The organism is Candidatus Liberibacter brunswickensis, assembly GCF_036858155.1.
In the GTDB taxonomy this organism is placed as follows: Bacteria; Pseudomonadota; Alphaproteobacteria; order Rhizobiales; family Rhizobiaceae; genus Liberibacter; species Liberibacter brunswickensis.
In genome coordinates, this window is the sequence record NZ_JAAEJX010000002.1 from 1 (window position 1) to 26,802 (window position 26,802).

The following is a 26,802-nucleotide window of genomic DNA, read 5'->3' on the forward strand; positions in this document are numbered from 1 at the left end:
CGAAAGATATACTCGAGGAGCTGATAGAGTACGTTTAGGAATCAAAACTTCAAGGCTTATTTCTGAAGCTATAGAATCTAATAAGCCCGAACCCAATAAAAAAGGTAAGGGTCGGGGGTGATAAAATGACGTTAAATCATACAGTTAGAGGCTATAATACAATATTAACTTAATATTTAGCGACGGTTATCCAATTACATGTATTATTATAATGAGATATACTGGAGTGTTTGTAAGTAACTGAAAAATCATTCATCTTTTATATTACATTCACGTAATTACAATAATTTTATAAAACAAGACAAAAATGATTTTTTTTGATCATAATAACAAAACTTGGAAAATAACATTGACAATAATATATCAGTGATCTTTTCTTAAAAAGAACAAGGGCAGAAGACATAAAAACGTCTATATATTATTTTCGATAATTTAGAAAAAAATCATTTAACCACAAAAATTATTTGCCCTATAAACAATAGTTGTGGAGAACTATTTTTCATTGAATCAAAAAACAAGTTTTTATTTATTTAGAATAATTAATCCCACTAGTATTAATTAAATACTTGTAATTCCAATCTTAAACTACAATGTGGTAAGTTGATTTATATATTTACAAATATAAATCATTAATACATTTTAAAAAAGAAGTTGATGATATTCAATATTTAAACTCCTTGTAAATTATAAAATTTTTTTCATAATTTAACAGTAAGCATAACGTATATAAAAATATCATTTTTTAACTTTCCTATCAAATATATTGACATCAAAAGCACTTACATCTTTGAGAAGCTTGATAAAACAAGTCGCAAAATAAGATAACAAACACTCTCCTTTTTTACACGTAGCTTCTATAGCATTACCGACGACTCCTTCAGAATTTAAATCTTGCATGCTCCATCCAAAACTATGTGATCCATACGCACGCAAATATGTAAAATCACGTAGGAATTCAGATTGTCTAGAGGGAAAATTTTTTGCTAAATCCATTTTTACCAAATGAGGAGCAAGATATAACATAATACTAGTTTCTATTTCTCCACCGTGTATCCCAATTTCAATTTCTGGAGAAGCAATAATATTATGAGGAATAGTAAATTTCGACCAACTAGTAGTTACTACTAACACTGAAAAACGAATTCGAGCCTCTGTAGAAACAATAGATATAAGAGGTGAATTTCCACCATGTGCATTTAATATTATAATTTTACGTATTCCTGTTTTCTGTATTTCATTTATAATCCCTAACCATCGTTCTATGGCTTCATTATAGTTGAGAGTCCTAGTTCCATCAGCATACATGTGTTCAATTGAATAACCAATTGGCTCTACTGACATAAATGTCACAGGAAGACTAGAAGGAAGAATACTTCTTATACGATCTACCAATCCTTTTGCAATAATGATATCTGTTTCCATCGGCAAGTGTTGACCATGTTGTTCATATGCCCCTAATGGCAATACTACTATCCAATCTTTACGCTCATTAACATCTAAAGATAGCGAATTATCTGCAAATTTTATTAAAGGGTTCATAACCTGAACAATCCTTTCTAATTTGAAAAAATTTTTACTACTAAATACTATTTATTTTTTAAATATCATTTTCTTTTCTTTTAATATTACGCATAATGTGTGTTTTTTAGTGCCATTTTACCAAATATTATAACGAATTTCATTTTATGTTCTGTAAAATTATAATTCTCTCTAAAAAGGATATATTGTATGCGTTTAGGTGGACAAATTGCAGCATCTATTGAAATTATAAAAGAGATTAAGATTCATAAAAAACCAATCTTAAACTCCTTAAAAGATTGGGGCATATCTCATCGTTTTGCTGGATCTAGCGATCGTATATCAATTAGCAATATTGTCCATGATGTTCTAAGAAAATATCTTTCTAGCTCATATATAATGGATGACGATAATCTTGATTATTTGGTATACGCAGTGATAGTTAAAGACTGGGGAATCCCATTAGAAAAAATGTTTGCCCTATTGAAAGAAGATCGTTTTTCTCCTAATTTTTCAGAAGAATTAATCGCTAAATCCTTTAAATATCGTAAATTAGAAAAAGCTCCTTTATATATTCAAGGAGATATTCCACAGTGGTTACAATCGTCTATTCAGTCATATTTCACAGATAGTTGGCTACAAGAAGCGAAATCTTTATCTATGCGCCCCCCCTTAGATTTACGAACCAATACACTTAAAGTTACCCGCCAAAAGTTATTTAAAAATCTTTGCCATCATAAACTACAATATTCTCATATATCTAAATTCGGCCTGAGAATACCCGCAACAAAAGCACAATCACGCTTCCCTAATATTACAAATGAAATTGCATTCCAGAGAGGATGGTTTGAAATACAAGACGAAGGATCACAAATTGTTTCAAATTTAACAGCTACCACGAACAGTTCACAGATTTTAGATTTTTGTGCTGGAAGCGGAGGAAAGACACTAGCATTATCAATGTTATTAAACAATAAAGGGCAAATTCATGCATGGGACAAAAACAAAGATAGGATAGCACCTATTGTAGGTAGAATTAAACGTGCTGGTGCCCACAACGTGCAGTTACATAGTAATTGGGAATCATTGAATAATCTACAAGAACATTTTACAACAGTTTTAGTTGATGCGCCATGTTCCGGAACAGGAACATGGCGAAGACGTCCAGATATAAAATGGAGATTATCACAAAAAAAACTTCTAGAAATACTGGAAAAACAGAAAAAAATTCTGCAAGAAGCATCAAAATTCGTAAGACCTGGTGGTTATCTTGTATATATTACTTGCTCTATTCTTCCCGAAGAAAATATTCAGCAAATAGATTATTTCCTATCAAATAACGTCCATTTTAGAATGAGCTCTATCATTGAAGACTGGAACCAACTCTATAAGAGTAAAAATCATCCATCACTTTTTATTGAAAAAGGTTGTTGTATTCTAACTCCTTTTTTGACAGATACAGATGGTTTTTTCTTTTGTAGATTAAAACGCAATCCTTGAATAAAAAAATACAATATTATCACAAAATAACAATAAAATCTCTTCGAGAATAAACTTCTAATTCCATGGTAATATCAATAAAAATAACTAAAGTATGGAAAATATATTACCATTGTTATAATTATAGAAATTTCCAATCATCTAAAAATATAAACACAATGTATGCACATGCCATGTAGAATATGATGCTTGTGAATTAGCAATAATATAATCAATTTATATGATCTCCATTGGAAAAATAATGAAAAAAAAATTACTTATGTATTTTATATCAAGTATTATTACTGTATTAACAACGATTCCATCACAAGTATTAAGTATTTCGGCAAAAGTTAATCAATTAGATGTATTGCAGCACTATGCTAATATTGCACATGCTAAATTTGAAGATTCTGTTTTATGTGCCCGTATATTAGATAGTGCTATTGAAGACCTTATTTCTAATCCTAGCAAAAAAAACCTTCAAAAAGCACGCCTTCAATGGATCAAGGCAAGAATCCCATATCAACAATCTGAAGTATATAGATTTGGAAGTAAGATAATCGATATATTGGATAAAAAAGTTAATTCTTGGCCTCTTGATGAAGGATTTATAGATTATGTTGATAGTTCATATGGAAAAGAAAACGAGGATAATAACCTTTATACTGCTAATATAATAGCTAATTCAAAAATTTTAGTGAAAGGTCAAGAAATCGACACATCAGTTATTTCCATTGATTTACTTCGAAAATTAAATAGAGCAAATGGTATAGATACAAATATTACCACTGGTTATCATGTGATAGAATTCCTTTTATGGGGACAAGATTTACAAACAAAATCTCGCGAATCAGGAACAAGACCATATACCGATTTTGATATAAAAAATTGTACAGGTAACCATTGTAAAAGACGAATAGAATATCTTAAATATGCCTCAAAGATACTTATATCAGATTTAGAAGAGATGATGAAAGCTTGGGAATCTAATGGGGAAGCTACTAAAAATTTAATGCAAGATACAGATGCAGGATTAAATTCTATTATCACTGGCATGACACATCTATCTTATAATGAATTAGCAGGAGAACGTATGAATCTAAGTCTTATACTACATGATCCTGAGCAAGAAATTGATGGTTTTTCAGATAATACACATTCATCTTATTTAAATAATGTTATCGGTATAATTTCCAGTTATACAGGAGAATATATTCGCATAAATGGAGAAAAAATTAATGGACCATCATTACGTGATCTAATAAATTATAGTAACAAAAATTTAGATAATGAAATACAACATAAGTTTTCTAATACAATAAGGGATTTTTACGTTCTAAAAAATCGTGCAGAGAATTTTGAGTACTACGATCAAATGATCGGAGATAATAATCCTGAAGGGAATCAAGTAGTACGTAACATAATAAATGATCTTATTACACAAACAGAATCACTAAGAAAATTACGCATAGCATTGGATTTAAAAGAAACTAATATGCCATAAATTATAAAAAATATATCTAGGAAAATTATTGTTAAGTTATAATGTTATTTTTGATAGCAATTAATATTTCTTATGATAAGATGTGTTTTTGTTATCTTGAAAAAATCACCATACTGTTGATTATTTGAAAATATTGAAAATTATTATTTTTCTATTGCTTCCAAGTATTTTTTAGGCAATATATATTCTCGGTGTTATTTATTTAGTAAGAAATGATTGTTAGCGGGTGTAGCTCAGGGGTAGAGCACAACCTTGCCAAGGTTGTGGCCGAGGGTTCGAATCCCTTCGCCCGCTCCAAAACAACTTTTCCCCTATAATACAGGGGTTTTTTATATGCGTAAGTATTATTTCGTCGAAAAAATAAATATTTTATTTATATGCTATTAAAGTGGTATAAATATAAGTTTTGTTAACGTGATTAGTGTGAAAAAATATCAGTATTCTCCCATCCTAGTAAGTCTAATTTGACTATATTAATTAAAAAATCACAACAAGAATTAGCTAAATCCAGACGTCCTAAACGCTGAAGTTTTCCTATAAATTTCTCACGCAATTTATGCAAATAAACTACATCAGAAGCAGCATACTGAAGCTGTTCATCAGATAAATTATCTGCACTCCAATCAGAAGACTGTTGTTCTTTCGATATATCTATTCCCAGTAATTCTTTTAAATTATCTTTAAGCCCGTGATGGTTTGTATATGTTCTCGTCAATCGTGAAGCAATTTTAGTGCAAAAAACTGGTTTTACTACTACACCAAAAGTATAGTGCAATACGGCAATATCAAAACGACCATAATGAAAAATTTTTTCTCTTTTTTTATCTGTAAGCATTTTTACGAGATTGGGAGCTCTTTTTTGTCCAGCGGATATCTGAATAATATCAACAGTTCCATCTCCTGAAGACAGTTGTACAGTACAAAGACGATCTCGACGAATAATTAAACCAAGAGTCTCTGTATCAACTGCAATAGCACCATCATATCTTTCCATACATTCTACAGAAATATCCTCTTTATGAACACGTACATCTATCATAATATGATTATTATCCTTTTTTGAAATTATAACTACCAAAATCTACATTTATCTCAAAATAGCATTTTATCCCTTCAATAAATATGAAAATTTTTTGATTATATAATCTTTTAATGAATTCTTATGCAAACTACTCCTTGTAGTTATGACAATACCTACTTATATGTAATTGAGTAGTCGCATTTATATTGTGATCGTTAAAACGTTATTTTTATTAGGAGCTGTCAATGGAATGCTCTTGAAGGGGTCCAAAACAGCTTGCTTAAAGGAGAAAAGAACCATGTCAAAAGTCATAGGTATCGACCTCGGAACAACTAATTCGTGTGTTGCTATTATGGATGGAAAAAATGTTCGAGTAATTGAAAATTCTGAAGGAACTCGCACTACTCCTTCTATGGTAGCATTTACAGATGAAGGAGAAAGACTCGTAGGACAACCTGCAAAACGTCAGGCTGTTACCAATCCTAGAAATACTATATTCGCAGCAAAACGTCTTATAGGAAGACGTTTTGATGATCCTACTGTAGCAAAAGATGCATCCTTAGTACCATTTAAAATTGTTGAAGGAAAAGGCGGAGATGCTTGGATTGAAGCTCATGAAAAACCGTATTCCCCTTCTCAAATATCAGCGATTGTTTTGCAAAAAATGAAAGAAACAGCTGAAAGTTTTCTCGGAGAAAAAGTTAGCAAAGCTGTTATTACTGTACCTGCATACTTTAATGATGCTCAACGACAAGCTACTAAAGATGCAGGTCGTATAGCTGGACTTGATGTATTGCGTATTATTAACGAACCTACAGCAGCAGCACTTGCATATGGACTAGATAAAAAGGATGGTAAAGTAGTCATAGTTTTTGATTTTGGTGGCGGAACTTTCGACGTATCTCTTTTAGAGATGGGAGATGGTGTATTTGAGGTAAAGGCAACAAATGGAGATACATTTCTTGGCGGAGAAGACTTTGATTCATGTCTTGTAGAACACATTTGTGATACATTTAAAAAAGAAAATGGCATAGATTTAAAGAAAGACACTCTTGCACTACAACGCTTAAAAGAAGCTGCAGAAAAAGCAAAAGTCGAATTATCATCAGCACAACAAACAGAAATTAATCTTCCTTTCATTTCTGCAAATAGCTCTGGTGCACAGCATCTCAATATGAAACTAACTCGTTCTCAATTTGAACGTTTAGTAGATCACCTGATCCAAAAGACTATTGGACCATGTCAAAAATGTATGGATGATGCAGGATTATCCACTAACGACATTGATGAGGTTGTATTAGTTGGCGGCATGACACGTATGCCAAAAATTCAGCAATCTGTTCAAGATTTCTTCAAAAAGACTCCTAGTAAAGGAGTTAATCCAGATGAAGTTGTGGCAATGGGAGCAGCGATACAAGCAGGAGTTCTTCAGGGAGACGTGAAAGACGTCCTCCTATTGGATGTAACTCCTCTTTCACTTGGCATTGAGACTTTAGGAGGAATATTTACCCCTATTATTGAACGTAATAGTACAATTCCAACTACAAAATCCCAAGTATTTTCAACAGCCGCTGATAATCAATCCGCGGTTAGCATCCGTATTTGCCAAGGAGAAAGGAAGATGTTTGCTGATAATAAATTATTAGCTACATTTGATCTTGTAGGCATCCCTCCTGCTCCTAAAGGAATTCCACAAATAGAAGTGACTTTTGATATTGATGCTAATGGAATAGTTCAAGTATCTGCGAAAGATAAAGGAACAGGAAAAGAACAACAAGTTAGCATCCAAGCTTCTGGTGGTTTGTCTTCTGAAGATATCGACAAGATGATCAAAGATGCAGAGATCAATGCAGAGATGGATAAAAAACGTCGTGAAACTGTTGAAACAAGAAATCAAGCAGAAAGTTTGATATACTCAACTGAGCAATCTTTAAAAGAACACGGTGATAAAATATCTGAAGATGATCAAAAATCTATTAAAGAATCAATTGATTCGCTACAATCACTTCTTAATAATGCAGATTCAGAAGAATCAAAGATCAAAGAAGCTACTCAAAAGCTTATGGAAGTATCTATGAATCTTGGGAAAGCTATTTATGAAGCACAAGCGAAAAAAGATTCTGCGACAGCAGAAGAAAAAGACAATAGTCACCAAGGAAAAGATGAAAAAGACGATATAGTAGATGCTGATTATGAAGAAATTAAAGATGATAAAAATCACAATAAAAAAACTTAGTATTTCTTAATATCAGGCAATATTATAGGATGAAATCCGGTTGCTTCAAACGACCGGATTTTTCCATCATAGGAGGATAAATTAGCATGAAAAAAGCTGATTTCTATCAAGTACTGGGTGTAGATCACAATGCTACTGATAAAGAACTTAAGGCTGCGTTCCGAAATCTAGCGAAGAAATATCATCCTGATCGGAATCAGGATAGTCCTGATGCGAAAGAAAAGTTCAGACAAGTAAGTGAAGCTTATCAAGTGCTTTCAGATCCTAAAAAACGTGCCCTTTATGACCAAGGCGGTCATGAAGCTCTTGAATATGGAGAGCAATCTTACGGAACTGGAGGATTTGGAGCTGGGATGCACGGAAGTAGCGTTTTTTCCGAAATTTTCGAAGATATTTTCGGTGGAATGATGGGCTCTGGACGCAATCAAAAGCGTAGCTCATCTACAGGAAAACCTGGTGCAGACCTTCGTTATAATTTAGAAATATCTCTTGAAGAAGCATTTTCTGGAAAAACAGTAGAAATTCGTCTTCCTACTGTTATTAAATGTAGTAATTGTTCTGGATCTGGAGCTAAACCAGGAACTAATCCAATTAATTGTAATGTTTGTGATGGATCTGGAAGAGTTTATACAACAGCTCAAAACTTTTTTTCTATTGAACGCGCTTGTGTTACCTGTCAAGGATCTGGACAAATTATTTCACATCCTTGCTATAAATGTCATGGTCAAGGTCGTATTTCGGAAGATAAAAATTTATCTGTTAGCATTCCTAAAGGTGTGGATGATGGAACAAGAATTAGGCTATCTGGTAAAGGTGAGGCAGGTATTTGTGGCGGAAGTCCAGGGGATTTGTATATTTTTATATCAGTAAACAAACATCAATTTTTTAAAAGAGATGGAGCTGATCTGTTTTGCACAGTCCCTATTTCAATCATTACTGCTACAATGGGAGGTACTTTTGACGTAGCAACATTAGATGCTACACACTCTCGTGTTTCCATCCCTGAAGGCACTCAAACAGGTAAGCAGTTTCGCCTAAAAGGAAAGGGAATGCCAGTAGTAAATTCTAGTCGAAAAGGAGATCTATACGTTCAGGTTCAAGTAGAAACACCGCAAAAATTGAATAAGCACCAACGTGAACTATTAGAAGAATTCGATCGCATATCTTCAAAAGATAACAACCCTCAGTCTACAGGTTTTTTTGCAAGAATGAAAGATTTTTTTGATTCCCTTGGAAAGTAATCATTTGGTTCGTTAAATAATATAAGTAAATAAATAATTTTTTAAATTAATACTATTGTTAGCAATAGAAATATTTTTATTGAATAGGATAACAATATACCACTATGAATTTAGATATCCTAATAAATCTTAATATAAAACTTTTAGACAATAGATATAATCTATTCCACTAATACGTTCGTAAATACGATATAAATTCACTAATAAATTGTTGTCGGAAAGAGATTTAAATAACAAAAATTCCGACAACAATATATAATCTAAAATTATGTGATATTTTTTTCTAAGCCTTAATAAGTTTTAACGTTACTGCTGCTAAAGCAGACTTAATAATACTACCTAATATGAAAGGCACGGCACCTACAACTAAAGCATGCTTATAACCAACAAAAGTAGAAAGATATGCTACTCCGAACACAATAATAACAAAATTACCAATTAACATGCAAACGAAAGAAGTAAATAATCTTTTACTCCATCCAAGCTCTACTAACCATCCAACTAGCATAGCAGCAATTGGAAAAGAAACTAGATATCCTGAGGTTGAACCAATAAAGTAATAAAAACCGCTATTACCTAAAGCAAAGACAGGAAAACCTATAATACCTTCAATTAACCATGATATGATTGTTATTCCACCAAGTCTCCAGCCATAAATAGCCCCTATAAGAGTTACAGAGAATGTCTGCATAGTAACTGGCACAGGAATAATCGGTATGGCAACATAAGATGATAACGTCAAAAGAACATGAGCAAATATGATAGCTGTAATTTTATACGATATTAATTTGTTTTTATTGTAAATTATATTGAAAACAGGATTAACTATATATTCAAGTAAATTATACATAAGATCCTTCCCATCTAACTTATATAAATTTCAAGATCAAAAAATAATCTTCACAACACAATAAAAAAATCATTTTTACTATATATGCATAATTTTTATTTAATTTCAACATATGTTACTAATCTTAGAAACCCGTAACAATTATTGAATGTGGTGAATTATATTTATTCCAGACAATAATAATTATGACTTGATAATGAAAATATTTATCTCAGAGATAATATCTCTTAGACTCATTTCCAATAGGACCCCACAATAATCTTAATATAGAGGTATTTTATACTTTTCCAAGGGTCTAATCTTCAAAAAAAATAGTTCACATCATTGAATCAAAAGTCACTTTTATTGAGGATATAATTAATATTACACAATATATATCTAAGCTATTATTCAAAGACTACAAGGATAAATATTATGGATTAGTTGACATTTAAATTAATCTAAAAAGATATAAATATAATAGCATATTGAAAATATATCATTTCAAAGCTTATATTTTTCAATATATCGTCAACCTAACTTGAATAACTTTTATTAATATCACTAGTAGTACTTGAAAAAACTAAATTATTATTAAAATAAGTGGCGGAGAGAGGGGGATTCGAACCCCCGATACCATTAAGGTACTCCGCATTTCGAGTGCGGTACATTCAACCACTCTGCCATCTCTCCATAATGTAACTATAAAATTACTATTAAGTACGCAAATACACCTTTAACATCATCCTTTTCTTGACATAGAACGCAGGTTTGATTAGCTAATATATTAGTATAAACTGGCAAATTATAAAAATAGAATGTCATGATTATTGCTTTACTTCAACGGATAATTTAGTCTTTTCTAGTATTTGTTAACTATGATAATGCAATAATTGTTATATAATCAGTTTTATTTGCCTATGAAAGGAAATGCATTATGTTAGCAGTTATAGAACATGGGGGAAAACAGAGTATTGTATCTTCTAATGAAACTATTACAGTAGAAAAAATTATCGCTAAAGACGGTGAACGTGTACGATTTGATAATGTTCTAGCAATTGGAGAGAAAGAAGACTTTTCGATGGGAACTACTCGCTTAGAAGGAGCTTACGTTGAAGCAGAGGTTATAAAACAATTTCGAACAAAGAAGGTAATTGTTTTCAAAAAACGCCGTAGACAGAATTATAGAAGAACTCACGGTCATCGTCAGGAGATGACAGTCGTGAAAATTACTGGTATTTTTAATGGAAATACGCTATTTTAAAATATTAAATTATATAGGGAAATGCAATGGCACATAAAAAATCTGGTGGATCAACTCAAAATGGAAGAGATTCTGCAGGACGAAGGCTTGGGGTAAAAAAATTCGGTGGAGAATACGTAGTAGCGGGCAATATAATTGTACGTCAACGTGGAACACGTTATCACCCAGGAGCTAATGTAGGTATGGGGAAAGATCATACTATTTTTGCACTTGTTGATGGGAATGTGCAGTTTAAGACTATTGCAAAAGGAAGGCCGCGTGTATCTGTAATTAAGCAGATAGAAAATGTTAGATAATTTAAATTATTTTTCTACTTTTACTTTAATGATTTTTTCCATAAACATTCTATATTACAAAAAGAAAAACCTTTTTGCTATTTTTTGAACTTGTTTTTTCAAGATGTTGATTATCATCAACAAGAATGAAAGGTACCGTTTATATTAATATGAAAATATCTTTAAAAAAAAATATTTCTGAATTATTAAATAATATTTTTTTTAATTCTAGCGTAATTTAATGAAATTTCTAGACGAAGCAAAAGTTTATATTAGATCTGGAGACGGAGGAGCTGGGGGCGTTTCTTTCCGTCGAGAAAAATTTATTGAGTTTGGCGGACCAGATGGTGGAAATGGTGGAAATGGTGGAAACGTTTGGATTAAAGCCGTTAATAATCTTAATACTTTAATAGATTTTCGCTATCAGCAACATTTTAAAGCTAAAAATGGCGAAAAAGGAATGAAAAGAAACCGCAGTGGAGCAAAAGGATCCGATGTCGTTCTCGTCGTCCCTGTTGGAACACAGGTATTTGAAGAAGATGGAGTGAGTATCATTTGTGATCTCAATCAAGAAGGACAAAGTATTCTAATAGCACCTGGTGGTAATGGAGGCTTCGGTAATCTTCATTTTAAATCTTCTACTAATCAAGCTCCTTATTATGCTAATCCTGGCATGCCTGGACATGAAAAGATTATTTGGCTTAAATTAAAGTTGATTGCTGATGTTGGTATTATTGGCCTTCCTAATGCAGGAAAATCTACTTTTTTAGCTTCGGTAACAAGAGCAAAGCCTAAAATTGCTAATTATCCATTCACAACTCTATATCCTAACTTGGGAATGGTAAAAGCAGGATACGATGAATTCATATTAGCTGATATTCCTGGTATTATTAAAAATGCCCATCAAGGCGCAGGAATTGGAGATAGATTTCTAAAACATACTGAACGTACTTATATTTTGTTACATATAATCTCTGTACTTGAAGATAATTTACAGGAAGCATATCAGTGTATCTCAGATGAATTATACGCTTATAATAGCCAATTACATAACAAAATAGAAATAGTAGGTCTTTCTCAAATAGATACAGTAGATAGAGAAACTCTTGATAGGAAAAAGAATGAACTCGCTAATAAATGTGGGCAAGTACCATTTGAGTTTTCATCTGTTACAGGACATGGAATACAAGAAATATTAGAATTCCTATATGATAAAATTGTATCTATAAGGGGAGAAAATAAATTCTAAAGAATAATTATCCTAACAACCGAAAACTTTACCAAAAAAAAAATTTAAATTGTATATTACTTACTTGTTTAAGAATAAGAAATAATTTTTCTAATAAAAATATTTTTTATACTTGATAAACATGTAAAATTATAGTCAGAATAATGCAACGATCTAAATCTTTACAAGAAATTATGAGAATGCCAAAAGTAGAAAATGGCATGAAAATAGGTTTATTTGGTGGAAGTTTTAATCCTCCACACTATGGACATACAGAAATAGCTAATATCGCTATCAAAAAACTCAATTTAGATCAATTATGGTGGATAATTAATCCATACAATCCTGTAAAAAGTTATAATTTATCTTTTTCTTTGGAAAAAAGAATTGGTTTGAGCAAGTCATTGATCAAAAATCCACGTATCCGTATTACTGCTTTTGAAAAACATTTCAATCAAAAAGAAACTTTTCATACAATACTTGAAGTTAAAAAACATAATAAATCAGTTAATTTTGTATGGATTATGGGAGCAGATAATATAAAAAGCTTTCATCAATGGCATAATTGGAGAAAAATTGTTCTTACAGTACCTATAGCAATCATTGATAGATTTGATGGAACATTCAACTATACATCATCACCAATGGCAAAAACCTTTGAACATGCTCGTATAGATGAAACACTAAGTCATCTCTTATGCAAAACAATTCCGCCTTCTTGGTTATTTATTCATAATAGACATCATATAATAAGCTCTACAGATATTAGAAGGCAAAAAATAAAAGAAAAACAATATTCGTAATACTAATTTATAAATACTAAAATTATTTATTTTCCAGAAAAAGATAGATAAATTAATTTCTAAAAAGGCATTTAAACATAGCAGAGAAATCATATCAAAAACATACTGTATGATAGTAGAAAAATTCTATTAAATTACAAAAAATAAAAATCAAAAAAATGGCGCACCCGAAGAGATTCGAACTCCTGACCCCCAGATTCGTAGTCTGGTACTCTATCCAGCTGAGCTACGGGCGCTTATAAAATACACACATCTTTATTAAAGTAGTACGAACAATAATACAATAAGGGCATATCAAAAATAAAGAAATTTTTTAAAAAACATAATAATCTTCCATAAAATAAAAATATATATTCTATCAGAAAAACATTTAAAAATTTTCAATTATCCATATTTAAAAGATTAATCTATTAAAGTTGGATCATTTAATACTATAAACATAGGATAGATAAATTATACTCCTATATTACGGTAAAAAATAATAATTTCCAATTAAAGTTATCCATAATAAATATTAAAATAAATAAAAACGACAGCATATAAATTAAGGTATCAATGCCATACTTAAAAATTTTCAAAACAAGCTTCTAATAATTTAATTTGTGTTTGAACATGATTTGATCGATGAAAAGATGGATCATTTAGATCCGTATTATAAATTTCTTGATCCAATAAAACTATTCTCTTTTGAAGTTGTAAAGAGCGTTCTACAAGACTTCTAAAAAAACATGGAAGATCATTCCATTCGGAAGAAGTATAATCTAAATGAGAATAATCAAATTTAATTTTATTTTTCTCTGAAATGAACTGCTCGAAATTTATATCATTATCTTCCAAAGCACGCTGTAATAATAACCAAGAGACCATTTGCATTAAACGCGTTGTTAAAAGGACTGATTCGGAAGTATATAAATTTAAAACCATAGGAGGTAACGACTTTGACGATAATTTTCCTTCTTGATCAAAATAAGAAGAAGTCTCTTCTATAAGATTAATACATTCTTTGTAAAGAACTTTTAATCGAATAGACGAAACAGTTCTATTCATAAAACTAATTGAACCCGAAATGCGATTAGACATAGATTAATCCTTATCTAAAATTTCCTAAATCCGCCAATGCTAAAATAAAGTAAATATTACCAACCCTTTATAATAAAAATTGTAATAGACGAAACCGATCAAAAGGATCGTTATGCAATACAAAACCACTTTCTATGATTTTAAAATAGCTTTTTATTATTTTTCCAAAATTATTTACAATTATTATTTTCTAGATATTTTTGCCAACACCCTTTTGTTGCCAAACTATTCATGCGAGCTCGATGAGATAAAATACTTTGAGCAATAACTACATTTTCTTTTTTCCCGTTCCATGTACGTAGTGCAGATTCCTGTAAAGCACGACCATAGGAAAAACTTAATTTCCAAGGATGATTACCGATAGCATTCATCGCCGATAAACGCGCGGTAGCATCTTGTTCAGATTGTCCCCCAGAAAGGAATGCTATACCTTGAACAGCACATGGAACTACACGTTTAAATATTCGTATGTTGTTAGTTGCAATCTCTTCATCTGATACTTGAATAGCATCTTTCCCCGGAAGGATCATATTAGACTTTAATAATAAACCTTCAAAACAAACTCTCATGGTATATAATTCATTAAATAATGTACGTAGTACAAATTCTGTAACTTCAGCACAACGTTCCATTGTATGATCTCCGTCCATAAGAACTTCAGGCTCAACTATAGGAACAATTCCAAAACTCTGACAAAGAGCGGCATAACGAGCTAGTATGTGCATATTAGCTTTAACGACAGCTATACTTGGTAATACATCGGAAATAGACAGAACAACTCGCCATTTAGCAACACGAGCTCCAGAATCTTTATATTTTTGTAATCTCACATCTAGATCATCTAAACCAATAGTAATATATTCTTTTGGATATAAAGGATAAGATTTTAATCCACGATCAACTTTAATACCGACTAATACATCAGAAGAAGAAATAAGGTCTACAAATGATGTACCATCCTGAGCATGCTGATAAAGCGTTTCTTCATAAAGAAGAATACTAGAAATATACTGCATAGCATCTTTTGCACGAAACAACATTTCTCGGTAATCACGCCTAGAATTTTCTGTAGACTCCAAATTGATTACATTAAAACGTTTTTGTATCGTAGCATTAGACTCATCTGCAGCAAGGATACCTTTTCCCTCTTGAACTATCTTAGCAACATTACTTTCAAGATCTTCAACCATTTCCTATTATCTCCATAAAAATATTTTTCTGAAAAAGATTAATACGCTATATCCTAATTACAACTAAACTGATAATTAGTATTACCTAAATACAGAAAAATCATCTTACTTAATCGTTAATTTTCCCCTATCACAAGAAAATACAGTAATCCCAGGTAATCCCTTCCCTTCTAACCATTCAAAAAATGCTCCTCCAGCCGTGGAAACATATGTCAAATCATCAGTAACTCCTGCATGAACAAGTGCAGCTATAGTATCTCCCCCTCCCGCAATAGAAACAATTCTTTTGTCTTTTGTTAGTTTAGATACGTGGAGAGCTATTTCAACCGTCGCAAAATCAAAAGGTTCTATTTCAAAAACACCAAGAGGACCATTCCATATCACAGTTCTAGCTTGTGTAATAACCTCTTTAATATATTCTACAGTCTTAAAACCAATATCTAATATCATAGAATCTAGCGGCACATATCCAGTAGAAACTAATTGTGTAGCAATCCCTTTTTTAATTTCTTTAGCAACAACAACATCTTGTGGCAAAATAATTTCACACCCAGATATCTTAGCTTCATGCATTATATTACGAACATCTTCAGAAAAATCACTTTGACATAAAGATTTCCCAACTCCCATTCCTTCTGCTAGTAAAAAACTATTAGCCATACCTCCGCCAATCACCAATTTATTAACTTTTTTTACGAGATTGCTGAGCAAAGTGATCTTTGTTGAAACTTTAGAACCCCCAATAATTGCAATCAAAGGCTTATTATGTGCGCTAAAACAATTTTCTAACATGCTAAGTTCTTTTTGCATGGCACGACCAATGTAAGCAGGCAATAAACGAGGAATACCTTCAATAGAAGCATGAGCCCTATGTGAAACAGAAAAAGCGTCATTTATATAAAAATCACCATTTTTTGACAACATATTGGCAAAACCAATATCATTTTTTTCCTCTTCTTGATAAAAACGAAGATTTTCTGCAAGTATAATACCTCCTTCTTGTAAAGAAGCTATCGATTTAGATAATGATTCACCAATGCAATTATGAACAAAAAGTATTTTTTTTTTTAAGATCGATTCTGCAACAGGCATAAGTTGGACCAAAGAAAATTTTTTATCTGATTTATTGTGCGGACGTCCTAAATGAGAAAGAATAACAATCTTTGCTTTCTTTTCTACAAGCTCAAGAATTGTAGGAACCACACGTTCAATACGCGTAGTATCAGAAATTTTCCCATCCGCAAACGGAACATTCCAATCAACACGCAACAAACAACGAAGCCCCCTTACATCATGAAGATCATCGATAGTTTTAAGGAGGCTCATACTCTTCCCTTCAACTTAAAATCTGGTTAAATAATAATTCAAAAAAGTTCATCATATATTTTTTTTTAAAATTAGGTAAAAAAAACAACCTAACACAAGAAAATATTCTATGAAAGATTAGCCATTGCTGATGACGTATCCAACATCCTATTGGAAAAACCCCATTCATTATCATACCAAGCCAAAACACGAATAAGATTATTAGACACAACCTTAGTCTGATCAGCAGCAAATATAGATGAATAAGTAGTATGATTAAAATCTACAGATACCAATGGAAGAGAAACATAGCCCAAAATATTTTTAAAATCTCCTTCAGAAAAAGATTTCATAGCTTCATTTATTTCAGCAATATTCACGTTACGACTTGTTACACATTTTAAATCAACCATTGATACATTAGGCGTCGGCACTCGAATGGATGAACCATCTAATTTGCCTTTAAGATTTGGCAAAACTAATTCTACAGCTTTAGCTGCGCCAGTTGATGTAGGTATCATTGATATGGCTGCTGATCGTGAACGATAAAGATCACTATGTCCTGCATCTAGAACCTGTTGATCACCTGTATAGGAATGAACAGTCGTCATATAACCTTTTTCAATTCCAAAAACTTTATCTAGAACATAGACTATTGGAACTAAACAATTAGTAGTACAAGAAGCGTTTGAAACAATAATATCTTCTTTATTCAATGATTGATCATTTACACCATAAACGATAGTTTTTTCTACTCCCTTACATGGAGCAGATACTAAAACACGACTAGAACCATTAGATAAATGAAGAGAAGCTTTATCTTTTGTTACAAAAAGACCAGTACACTCCATCGCTACATCTACATCATTCCATGGGAGATCCTGTGGGTCACGTATGTTGGTTACTTTTATAGCTCCTAAACCAACATCTATAGTATCACCTATAACCTTTACTTCTCCTGGAAATATTCCATGCACTGAATCATACTTCAACAAATGAGCTATTGTCTCTATAGGATTAAGGTCATTAATTGCTACAATTCTAATATCATCTCGTCTAGATTCAACTGCAGAACGAAGAATACATCTCCCGATACGGCCAAAACCATTTATAGCTATTTTATGAACCATTATTTACTTCCTCACACAATAAAAACATACAAAAAAAATTAAATCGATAGTTTTCTCTCGACTATATCTATAATTGTAATAGCGTCGATGCCAAAGTGTTGATAAAGGAGATCGCAAGATCCTGATTTACCAAAACCTTGCATACCAATAAATATCCCATTAGATCCTATAAAAGCATCCCATCCTTGACGTATTCCTGCTTCAACTGCAATCTTAATTGGAGATGAACCTATAACTTGTGCACGATACTCATCTGATTGCTCAAAAAACAATTCAAAACAAGGTACAGATACTATACGAGTAGAAATATTACGAGCTGATAACACCTTATGCGCCTCTACAGCAATTTTTAATTCAGAACCTGAAGCAAAAATTGTAACTAATGCATCAGTAGAATTTATATAGTTATATGCTCCAAAAGAACATAAATTCTTTTCTTCAAATTGTGTTCTAAGAAAAGGTAAATTTTGTCTAGACAAAGATATCACAGATGGACGATATTTTTCCTTAAGAGCTACCTGCCAACATTCTAACGTTTCTACTGAATCTACAGGCCTAAATACTAAAAGATTTGGAATAGCTCTTAATGCTGCCAAATGTTCTATAGGTTGATGTGTAGGACCATCTTCCCCTACCCCTATCGAATCATGTGTAAAAACATGAATTACCCTTATTCCCATCAAAGATGATAATCTTATGGCAGGACGGCTATAATCAGAAAATACTAGAAAAGTGCCAGCATACGGTATTAATCCCTTATGTAATGCTATCCCATTCATCATTGCAGCCATCGCATGTTCACGGACACCATAATGCAAATAACGCCCTGAAAAATCACTCATAGAAATAGACTTCATCTGACTAGTTTTCGTACCGTTAGAACCAGTCAGATCTGCTGATCCTCCTATAAGTTCTGGCAAACAATCGTTAACTACATCCAAAACAAGCTCAGAAGATTTTCTCGTAGCAACTTCTGGCTTAGAATATTTAATTTTTTCTTTTAAATTTATAATAGAATTATCAAAAGAATCAGGAAGATCATCTGAAAAACGTCGTTTAAACTCTCTCTGGATACCATTCTCAACAGAAGAAAAACGTTCTTGCCAATTTTCTCTTGCTTTCGAAGAACGTAAGCCAGCTAATCTCCATTTTTCCATTATATCATCAGGAATGCAAAAAGGATCTAAATCCCAATTCAACGCCTTACGAGTAGCTTTTACTTCCTCTTGACCCAATGCAGAACCATGTACTTTATTAGTACCAGATTTATTTGGAGATCCAAAACCAATAATCGTTTTACAATCAATCATCGTTGGCTTGTCTGATGACTGAGATTTTTTAATAGCAGATGTAATATCTTGATGATCATGTCCATTAACAGACAGAGTGTTCCACCCAGAAGCACGAAAACGAGCATGTTGATCAGTAGAATCTGCCAAAGAAATAGAACCATCTATAGAAATACCATTATTATCCCAGAGTAAAATTAGTTTACTTAATCTAAGATGTCCTGCTAAAGAAATCGCTTCTTGGCTTATTCCTTCCATTAAACAACCATCGCCAGCCAAAACATACGTGTAATGGTCAATTAAAAAATCGCCGAATTCATCTCCTAATTTACGCTCTGCAATAGCCATACCAACGGCATTAGCAATTCCTTGTCCCAAAGGACCAGTCGTTGCTTCAACACCAGAAAAAAAGCCATACTCAGGATGACCAGCTGCCTTAGAACCAATAGTTCTAAATTTTTTTATATCATCAATTGTTATATCTTGATAACCCAGAAGATAGAGTAATGAGTAATATAATATAGATCCGTGTCCTGCTGACAAAACAAAACGATCTCTGTTTGGCCACAGAGGGTACCTAGGATCAAAAACAATAAATTTTGTGAAAAGAACAGTAACAACATCCGCCATTCCCATAGGTAAGCCAGGATGTCCAGACTTCACATTTTCTATGGCATCTATTGATAAGAATCTAATAGCATTTGCCATTCTTTTATAATCATTATCATACTTCATCAACACCATACTTATCTCCGATGAAATACCTTAAGTTTTCTGAAACTACTTAACTAAATTCTCATACCAAAGAACGAACGACTAAAATAAGTATATCATGCGATAATCTGCTCTGTTTGCATATTATAATTTGTTAAACCTGATTTTTTCAATTTCCTTCAAAGGTATATACTAACTAAATAAAATAATTTACTCAATAAGAACAGAGCAAATAATGTAATTATTAAAAGATGATTAATGACTTAAAACGAATAATTGAAAGAGATAATGTATAATATTTTTTTGAAGATATGTTACAAATAAGGATATTAAATGACTCTACAAGAACAGAAAAATATGATACGCAAAGAGAAAAAAAAAATAAGAGACAATCTTTCCCCCGAAGAACGTCATAAAAAAAGCATTGCTCTTGCAAATATAGGGATAAAAGCAATCAAATTTAAAGAAGATAATCAAATTGCAATCTTTTTCCCTATTCAGTCAGAGGTAAATATAAATATGCTAGTCGAAAAAATAAAAATAAAAAAATGCTCCTTCTGCCTTCCAGAAATTACAGACAACAAAATGGTTTTTCGTAAATACGAAAATCCTAAAAAACTTGTCAAATCATCATTTAGCATTCTATCACCACCATCTTATACTTGTGAAATGAGCCCAGATATTATACTAGTACCACTTGTTGCATTTGATTCTCAGGGCAATCGTATAGGATATGGAAAAGGATATTATGATCGTGCTATAGCTAATGAACGACTTAAAGGGAAAAACCCTTATCTTGTTGGTATTGCATACGATATTCAGGAAACCTCATGCATTCAAGTGGAATCCACCGATATTCGTCTACATGCAATCCTAACAGAAAGTAGGTTTAAAAAATTTGATAAAGAGTATACGGATAAATCATGAGACTTCTATTCCTTGGTGACATCGTTGGGAAAACAGGTAGATCAATTGTTTGCGAGGCTCTACCACGCTTAATTAAAGATTTTAAGCTTGATTTCGTAATAGCTAATGGAGAAAACAGTGCTGGTGGCTTTGGTATTACCGAAAAGATACTTTGTGAAATGATAGAAGTTGGAATAGACGTAATAACTACAGGGAACCATGTTTGGGATAAACGAGAAGCACTTGTATTTTCTCAACGTTACCATCAATTTCTACGTCCAGCAAATTATCCCCTTGACACTCCAGGCAATGGATCTGGGTTGTATCAAGCCAAAAATGGTGCAAATATCTTGGTTTCCAATATAATGGGGAGAATTTTTATGAATCCTATATTAGGTGACCCATTTAAAACCGCTGCTATAATTTTAGAAACATGCCACCTAAAAGAACAAGCTGATGTTATAGTATTTGACTTTCATGCCGAAACAACTAGTGAAAAACAATGCTTTGCACATTTTTTAGATAGTCGCGCTAGCCTTGTCGTAGGAACTCATACACATATTCCTACTGCCGACGCACAGATTCTTGATGGTGGAACTGGTTATATATCCGATCTTGGAATGTGTGGCGACTATAATTCTTCTATAGGATTAGATAAAGAAGAACCTATTAATCGTTTTCTTACACAAATTCCAAGAAATCGTTTCATTGTTGCAAATGGATCCGCAACTTTATGTGGAGTATGTGCAGATATTTCCGATGTTACTGGGTTGACTGAAAAAATTTCACCTATACGCATTGGCCCTCGACTTCAGGAAGTAAGTCCAAACTTTTGGATGTAGCAAAAAATGAATCGAACAACATTTCATTCCCACACTTAACAACTAAAAGAATCAAAAAGGTATCACGCTGATGGCTGGACACTCTCAATTTAAAAATATTATGCATCGCAAAGAGCACAAAGATTCCCTAAAATCAAAAATGTTTTCTAAATTATCTCGTGAAATCACAGTATCCGCTAAGATATCCGGACAAAATCCATTAGAAAATCCACGACTAAGATTAGCTATTCAAAATGCTAAGAATCAGTCAATGCCCAAAGAAAACATTGAACGCGCCATTAAAAAAGCAGGAACAGACGATCTAGGAAATTACATTAACATAAGATACGAAGGTTATGCACCTGAAGGCGTTGCTATAATTATTGAAGCCTTAACGGATAATCGAAATCGTACAGCATCTAGCATAAGATCTATTTTCACCAAAGCAAATGGCTCTCTTGGATCTACAGGATCTGCAACTCCTTTCTTTGAACAAATTGGAGAAATTATTTACCCATCAGCAATTGGAGATTATAACGTAGCAATGGAAGCAGCTATTGAAGCTAATGCTTCTGAAGTATTACAAGAAGATCAAGAATATATATTTTACTGTGATTTCAATGATATAGGATTAACTCCTAACAAATTAGAGGAGAAAATTGGTGAGGCAAATAGTATCAAAGTTATATGGAAGCCATTAAATTTCATAAAAGTATCAAATGAAGATAAAGTAAAGTCTATCATCAAAATGATTGAAAACCTTGAAGACGATGATGATGTCCAAAGTGTATACTCTAATCTTAAAATTTTAGATTCTTAAATATATAACAGTCAAAATGATAGACTGAATAGTTTTATGCTACCTATGATTATTGTAAAAACAGCTATATTCTCGTAATATAGACTTATTAACCCTATTACACCGTAAAATAAATGGTTTATATATCCCTAAATATAGGATATATACCTGCAAAAACAGCGTTGATTATAAATTATTTTATAGTAATCATATCCTTTTTGATATGAAATCACACTGTTTTAGAAGAATCAAAAGGTTGCCAACAATCTGCGAAAGGGGAAAGTATTAAAATCGCTCATTAATAGTTAATAGCTATTAGCTCACATGTAGTTGATGTATAATATTTAAGTATAAAATTTGAAATAAATGCTAGATATGGATTTATATTTTAGCTGCATTAGGTAAAGGAGGAAGAAAGAGAATACATCATGTCACATACGTTATTTAATACTGTAGAAGATATTGATCTAAACTTGTATCTTACGTTTGTGTGGGGCAAATTAGTGGAGGCGAAGTACGTGCTATTAAGGAGTTGCAAGAGGAAATTGTAACAAATACAATATGGGGTACATCCGTGATCGTGTTAGAATCAATAAAATAGTAGGCAGTGTTTTTATTACTTTTAACACAGAAGTAGCTCTAGTTATTGAATAATAATAAGATACTCATTTCTAAAATAAAAACATCAAAGAGAGTAAGCCAAAAAAATAGACGAATGAGGCTAAATTATCCGTACGAAACAATCAACGATTCTTGAGGACGGCGAAGCTATTTATGACTACTTGAGTAGTAGATTTTGATTCTGTTATAAAAATTATGACACTAAGTTATATTAAAAATGAACATATACCTTTGACATGTTGATCTTTTTTTTTGTTATTATTCAATAACTTATTGTAGTCAATGCCATTTTCCATACTCATATTAGTAATACACTTCACTCTATATTTTTTTGTTTTATCGCTATTAGATAATTATTGCCTAGATCCCCTCTTTTTATCCTATTTTCTATAGGTGTAATATTTATCTGAGTTGAAGAATTTGCCTCGAAAGTATGAATTTTTTTCTGCAGATCTTTGATCTTATTTTCAAAATCTTTAAACTTGAAATTGGCTGGTGCTAGATTATGCGAAAATTAACGCAATTATTTTTGTATATTTTCCAGCTTTTGACTGTATTCTTCTATAAGAGAAGCAATTTCCTACCGTTTTATTATCGTCTGTCTGTATTAATAACAGCAGTAAATAGGGAGTTCCAATAGTCACAAGCACCCTCAGGAGGGAGTTTTTACATAATTACTTTGTCTCAACCAATAATACAGTTTGTTTCAACAGTATAAGAATGAGGAGCTAGTATTTGGTCTCCAACTTTAACAAACACTTTACTGTTCATATTTCCTCACGTATCTTAAAGGTGGTTGTATTTATTATCCCCTGCAATGTACGAAATCTGACTTTGTAGATGATATCAGGAGAAACATGGAGTTATTTACTTCCCATATCTTTTATCTGATTGTCGATAGACGTAAAATCTATTAGAAGTAAAGACTTAAGCTCACTGGCTTTATCTTGAAAATTTTTTCCTTCTGTTTTTTGTGATTCTTCTTATCCTGTGCTCTTTTTCGCTTCTACTTACCTTTTAACTTGTGCAGTATGTTGTTTTAATTCTTCAAATTGCCCAAAAGAAAATAAAATTATTAAACCAGAAGTTACTTATATCTCTGAAAGAGACTTTGGATAACATATTTTCTTAAAAAATCAGAAAATCGGAACTTTTGTAACCATTGAGCTATCTAAATATTTTATGAAACTACTGGAGATAATACCTATGGGTACAGATACGTTTTTTGTCATAATGGATGCCCACCAATTCGTCATCTGGTTTGGATTAAAAGCACGAAAAGCAGGTATTAATAAATCAGCTCATGGAGTTCGTAAATTCTCTGCGACTATTTCAGCGGAAAATGGAGCAACTACTCATGAATTGATGGCCACTTATGGCTGGAAATCAGTAGCACAAGCAGAAACTTATACTAAAGGAGCGGATCGTATCCGTTTAGGAATCAAAACTTCAAGGCTTATTTCTGAAGCTATAGAATCTAATAAGCCCGAACCCAATAAAAAAGGTAAGGGTCGGGGGTGATAAAATGACGTTAAATCATACAGTTAGAGGCTATAATACAATATTAACTTAATATGGGATTATAAAAGCTAACTAGGAAATTAGGAAAAATTATTTGCACTTTTAACAAATAATAAACATGATCTTGTGCGAAAACTTCAATAGACTAATGATTACGAGTATCCGTCATCTTCAACAACTAATAATCTCTATAACGATAAATAATGGTATAAAAAAAATCCCAATAGTTTTTTAAAATCATATTGATTACTTTATGGAGGAGAGGAAGGGATTCGAACCCTCGATACGTTTCCGTATACACCCTTAGCAGGGGTGCGCCTTCAACCACTCGGCCACCTCTCCATCTAGATGAAATATGTTGGTATTTCCCTTAATAATCAAGTGTTTTATTTTTTCTCGATAGAAAACTATCATTTCAATTATATGATTTAAATTTTAATAACTATAATTTCTATTATAAGATAAATATCACATAATCAACACATTCTATGGATTTATAAATTATTAGTTAGGAACAATGTTTTTAAGATATTCGAACAACGAACTAATTAATTTTTGTTTTTTAGCATCTTCTTTATGTATGTTACTAAGTTCATATAGTTTATTTCGATACTCCTCAACACGAAGACTATTAAAAACATTCTTTCTATGCTCCAACCATTTTTGTTTTTCTTTATAATTTAATGTATGAGGAAAGTTACGAGCTCTATATCGAAATAATAATTCAGGCAATCGACGGTCAAAAAATGAAACATCTAACTTCGATAATTTTTCTGGTTTAACGTCTAATATAAGATTCATTATTTCACGGTCTTTATCTGAGAAAAAACCATCATAAAGTTGAGAATCTACGTCTTGAGATTTTGGAAAAGGTTTACTAAATATAGACTTTACTTTATCTTGAAGATCAGTTTGTTTACGTAATAAAGATAAATTATCTAAACATTGATTATAATCAATGCCCCAACGTTCAAAATCTTTTTCATCAAAACGATCCATCGAAGAAAGAACTGGACACTTATTAAGATGCACCAATTTGAGAGGAACAGGGGACAAACTACCTAAAATACCATGCTTTGTAAATAATCTTTCCTCTAGCTGAGTACTATTCAAATCCTGTAATACACTCATATTACCACTTAAATTACAGCTAATTATTTGAGTATCATACTTAGGATGATATGCTATAGGAGCAATCAAAGCAGTATTCCCCTTAGGATTTGAGAACTTACCTGAAACATGTACTAAGGGAGACATTTTATCGCAATTAATAATTTTTTTCAGAGTATTTTTATGACGATGATCATACAAATCCTTGAATAATACAGGCTTTCGTTTACGAACTAATTTCATTAACTCAAGAGTAGCATGAACATCTGAATCTGCATCATGTGCATTAATATGTTCAATATTGTTAGCTATCGCCAAATCCTCAAGCTTAAAACTATAGATACCATCATCTCTACGAGGCCATTTGATACCCTCAGGAGAAAAATCATGAATAGCACGCATAACATCTAATAAATCCCATCTAGAATTTTCTTGTTTCCAACTCCAACCATATGGATCATAAAAATTACGATATAAAATATTACGACTATATTCATCATCAAACCTAATATTGTTGTAACCAATAATACAAGTATTAGGCTTGCTGAAAAATTGATGAATGCGTTTTGCAAACTCAGCTTCTATAATACCATTATGCAAGGCTTTTTGTGGCGTAATACCATTGATTAATACAGCTTCTGGATCTACTAAATAATCATCAGCTAGCTTGCAAAAAAATACTTCTTTACTCTCTATATTTTCCAACTGGTGATCAACGCGCAAACCAGCAAATTGGGCAGGACGATCCAATGCAACATTTTTACCAAATGTTTCATAATCATATATTACAAAACTGCAATTCAAAATCATAACTCCATATATGTATTTTCATTAACATATAATCATCATACAGCATATTTTAAAAAATGACTCGAACAATACAAAAGAGATCTCTATTAAAAAAAATACAATTTT

21 protein-coding genes and 4 tRNA genes are annotated in these 26,802 nt (G+C 31.9%); 13 read left to right on the forward strand and 12 right to left on the reverse strand.

Annotated elements, in window-relative coordinates:
- Positions 1-735: 735 nt before the first annotated feature.
- Entirely contained in the window at positions 736-1,539 is an 804-nt protein-coding gene (locus GY664_RS00500; RefSeq protein ID WP_333947508.1) for a creatininase family protein, read from the reverse strand.
- A 189-nt stretch (positions 1,540-1,728) separates the two neighbouring features.
- On the opposite strand from GY664_RS00500, the gene GY664_RS00505 reads away from it, so the two are divergent.
- The 3 genes from GY664_RS00505 to GY664_RS00515 all read left to right on the forward strand — a co-directional run bounded on the left by GY664_RS00505 (position 1,729) and on the right by GY664_RS00515 (position 4,801).
- Positions 1,729-3,018 (forward strand): RsmB/NOP family class I SAM-dependent RNA methyltransferase, encoded by a 1,290-nt coding sequence (locus GY664_RS00505; protein ID WP_333947509.1) that lies wholly within the window; start codon positions 1,729-1,731, stop codon positions 3,016-3,018.
- Between the two features lie 241 nt (positions 3,019-3,259).
- Positions 3,260-4,504: an imelysin family protein gene (locus tag GY664_RS00510; RefSeq protein ID WP_333947510.1), complete on the forward strand. Its 1,245-nt coding sequence runs from the start codon at positions 3,260-3,262 to the stop codon at positions 4,502-4,504.
- Between the two features lie 222 nt (positions 4,505-4,726).
- Positions 4,727-4,801 (forward strand) — tRNA-Gly (locus tag GY664_RS00515).
- 121 nt (positions 4,802-4,922) lie between these two features.
- Here GY664_RS00515 and GY664_RS00520 read toward each other — a convergent pair.
- Positions 4,923-5,543, reverse strand: coding sequence for a ribonuclease D (locus tag GY664_RS00520; RefSeq protein WP_408612113.1), 621 nt, complete (start codon positions 5,541-5,543; stop codon positions 4,923-4,925).
- 280 nt (positions 5,544-5,823) lie between these two features.
- On the opposite strand from GY664_RS00520, the gene dnaK reads away from it, so the two are divergent.
- Together dnaK and dnaJ are read left to right on the forward strand one after the other, a co-directional pair.
- Complete coding sequence (gene dnaK / locus GY664_RS00525) at positions 5,824-7,761, forward strand: molecular chaperone DnaK (protein WP_408612114.1); 1,938 nt, start codon at positions 5,824-5,826, stop codon at positions 7,759-7,761.
- 86 nt (positions 7,762-7,847) lie between these two features.
- Complete coding sequence (dnaJ, locus tag GY664_RS00530) at positions 7,848-9,002, forward strand: molecular chaperone DnaJ (protein WP_333947512.1); 1,155 nt, start codon at positions 7,848-7,850, stop codon at positions 9,000-9,002.
- Between the two features lie 283 nt (positions 9,003-9,285).
- On the opposite strand, the gene GY664_RS00535 is transcribed toward dnaJ, so the two are convergent.
- Both GY664_RS00535 and GY664_RS00540 read right to left on the reverse strand, forming a co-directional pair.
- Complete coding sequence (locus GY664_RS00535; protein ID WP_333947513.1) at positions 9,286-9,852, reverse strand: biotin transporter BioY; 567 nt, start codon at positions 9,850-9,852, stop codon at positions 9,286-9,288.
- Between the two features lie 583 nt (positions 9,853-10,435).
- Positions 10,436-10,524: transfer RNA gene (locus GY664_RS00540), tRNA-Ser, on the reverse strand.
- 244 nt (positions 10,525-10,768) lie between these two features.
- On the opposite strand from GY664_RS00540, the gene rplU reads away from it, so the two are divergent.
- The 4 genes from rplU to GY664_RS00560 all read left to right on the forward strand — a co-directional run bounded on the left by rplU (position 10,769) and on the right by GY664_RS00560 (position 13,401).
- Positions 10,769-11,095 (forward strand): 50S ribosomal protein L21, encoded by a 327-nt coding sequence (rplU, locus tag GY664_RS00545; RefSeq protein ID WP_333947514.1) that lies wholly within the window; start codon positions 10,769-10,771, stop codon positions 11,093-11,095.
- 26 nt (positions 11,096-11,121) lie between these two features.
- On the forward strand, positions 11,122-11,391 hold the full coding sequence (gene rpmA / locus GY664_RS00550; RefSeq protein WP_333947515.1) for a 50S ribosomal protein L27: 270 nt from the start codon (positions 11,122-11,124) through the stop codon (positions 11,389-11,391).
- A gap of 220 nt (positions 11,392-11,611) precedes the next feature.
- Positions 11,612-12,619, forward strand: coding sequence for a GTPase ObgE (gene obgE / locus GY664_RS00555; RefSeq protein ID WP_333947516.1), 1,008 nt, complete (start codon positions 11,612-11,614; stop codon positions 12,617-12,619).
- 143 nt (positions 12,620-12,762) lie between these two features.
- Complete coding sequence (locus GY664_RS00560) at positions 12,763-13,401, forward strand: nicotinate-nucleotide adenylyltransferase (protein WP_333947517.1); 639 nt, start codon at positions 12,763-12,765, stop codon at positions 13,399-13,401.
- Positions 13,402-13,560: 159 nt separating this feature from the next.
- Here the strand turns inward: GY664_RS00560 and GY664_RS00565 are convergent.
- The 6 genes from GY664_RS00565 to tkt form a co-directional block, all read right to left on the reverse strand.
- A tRNA-Arg gene (locus tag GY664_RS00565) sits at positions 13,561-13,637 on the reverse strand.
- Between the two features lie 328 nt (positions 13,638-13,965).
- On the reverse strand, positions 13,966-14,481 hold the full coding sequence (locus tag GY664_RS00570; RefSeq protein ID WP_333947518.1) for a DUF1465 family protein: 516 nt from the start codon (positions 14,479-14,481) through the stop codon (positions 13,966-13,968).
- Positions 14,482-14,651: 170 nt separating this feature from the next.
- Positions 14,652-15,671: a class I fructose-bisphosphate aldolase gene (locus GY664_RS00575; protein ID WP_333947519.1), complete on the reverse strand. Its 1,020-nt coding sequence runs from the start codon at positions 15,669-15,671 to the stop codon at positions 14,652-14,654.
- Between the two features lie 105 nt (positions 15,672-15,776).
- Positions 15,777-16,997, reverse strand: coding sequence for a phosphoglycerate kinase (locus GY664_RS00580; protein WP_333947520.1), 1,221 nt, complete (start codon positions 16,995-16,997; stop codon positions 15,777-15,779).
- Positions 16,998-17,104: 107 nt separating this feature from the next.
- Positions 17,105-18,106, reverse strand: coding sequence for a type I glyceraldehyde-3-phosphate dehydrogenase (gene gap / locus GY664_RS00585; protein ID WP_333947521.1), 1,002 nt, complete (start codon positions 18,104-18,106; stop codon positions 17,105-17,107).
- A gap of 38 nt (positions 18,107-18,144) precedes the next feature.
- Complete coding sequence (tkt, locus tag GY664_RS00590; protein WP_333947581.1) at positions 18,145-20,130, reverse strand: transketolase; 1,986 nt, start codon at positions 20,128-20,130, stop codon at positions 18,145-18,147.
- 312 nt (positions 20,131-20,442) lie between these two features.
- Between tkt and GY664_RS00595 the strand changes: the two genes are divergently transcribed.
- The 4 genes from GY664_RS00595 to GY664_RS00610 all read left to right on the forward strand — a co-directional run bounded on the left by GY664_RS00595 (position 20,443) and on the right by GY664_RS00610 (position 24,777).
- Positions 20,443-21,036: a 5-formyltetrahydrofolate cyclo-ligase gene (locus GY664_RS00595; RefSeq protein ID WP_333947522.1), complete on the forward strand. Its 594-nt coding sequence runs from the start codon at positions 20,443-20,445 to the stop codon at positions 21,034-21,036.
- Positions 21,033-21,857, forward strand: a complete 825-nt coding sequence (locus GY664_RS00600; RefSeq protein WP_333947523.1) for a TIGR00282 family metallophosphoesterase — start codon at positions 21,033-21,035, stop codon at positions 21,855-21,857. The genes GY664_RS00595 and GY664_RS00600 overlap by 4 nt, the downstream gene beginning before the upstream one ends.
- 70 nt (positions 21,858-21,927) lie before the next feature.
- The gene (locus GY664_RS00605) at positions 21,928-22,656 is read left to right on the forward strand and encodes a YebC/PmpR family DNA-binding transcriptional regulator (RefSeq protein ID WP_333947524.1); all 729 of its coding nucleotides are present in this window, start codon (positions 21,928-21,930) and stop codon (positions 22,654-22,656) included.
- A gap of 1,806 nt (positions 22,657-24,462) precedes the next feature.
- The gene (locus tag GY664_RS00610; protein WP_333947525.1) at positions 24,463-24,777 is read left to right on the forward strand and encodes a site-specific integrase; all 315 of its coding nucleotides are present in this window, start codon (positions 24,463-24,465) and stop codon (positions 24,775-24,777) included.
- A 254-nt stretch (positions 24,778-25,031) separates the two neighbouring features.
- Here GY664_RS00610 and GY664_RS00615 read toward each other — a convergent pair.
- Both GY664_RS00615 and sbcB read right to left on the reverse strand, forming a co-directional pair.
- Positions 25,032-25,119, reverse strand: a tRNA-Ser gene (locus GY664_RS00615).
- A gap of 162 nt (positions 25,120-25,281) precedes the next feature.
- Positions 25,282-26,691 (reverse strand): exodeoxyribonuclease I, encoded by a 1,410-nt coding sequence (sbcB, locus tag GY664_RS00620; RefSeq protein ID WP_333947526.1) that lies wholly within the window; start codon positions 26,689-26,691, stop codon positions 25,282-25,284.
- Between the last annotated feature and the right edge of the window lie 111 nt (positions 26,692-26,802).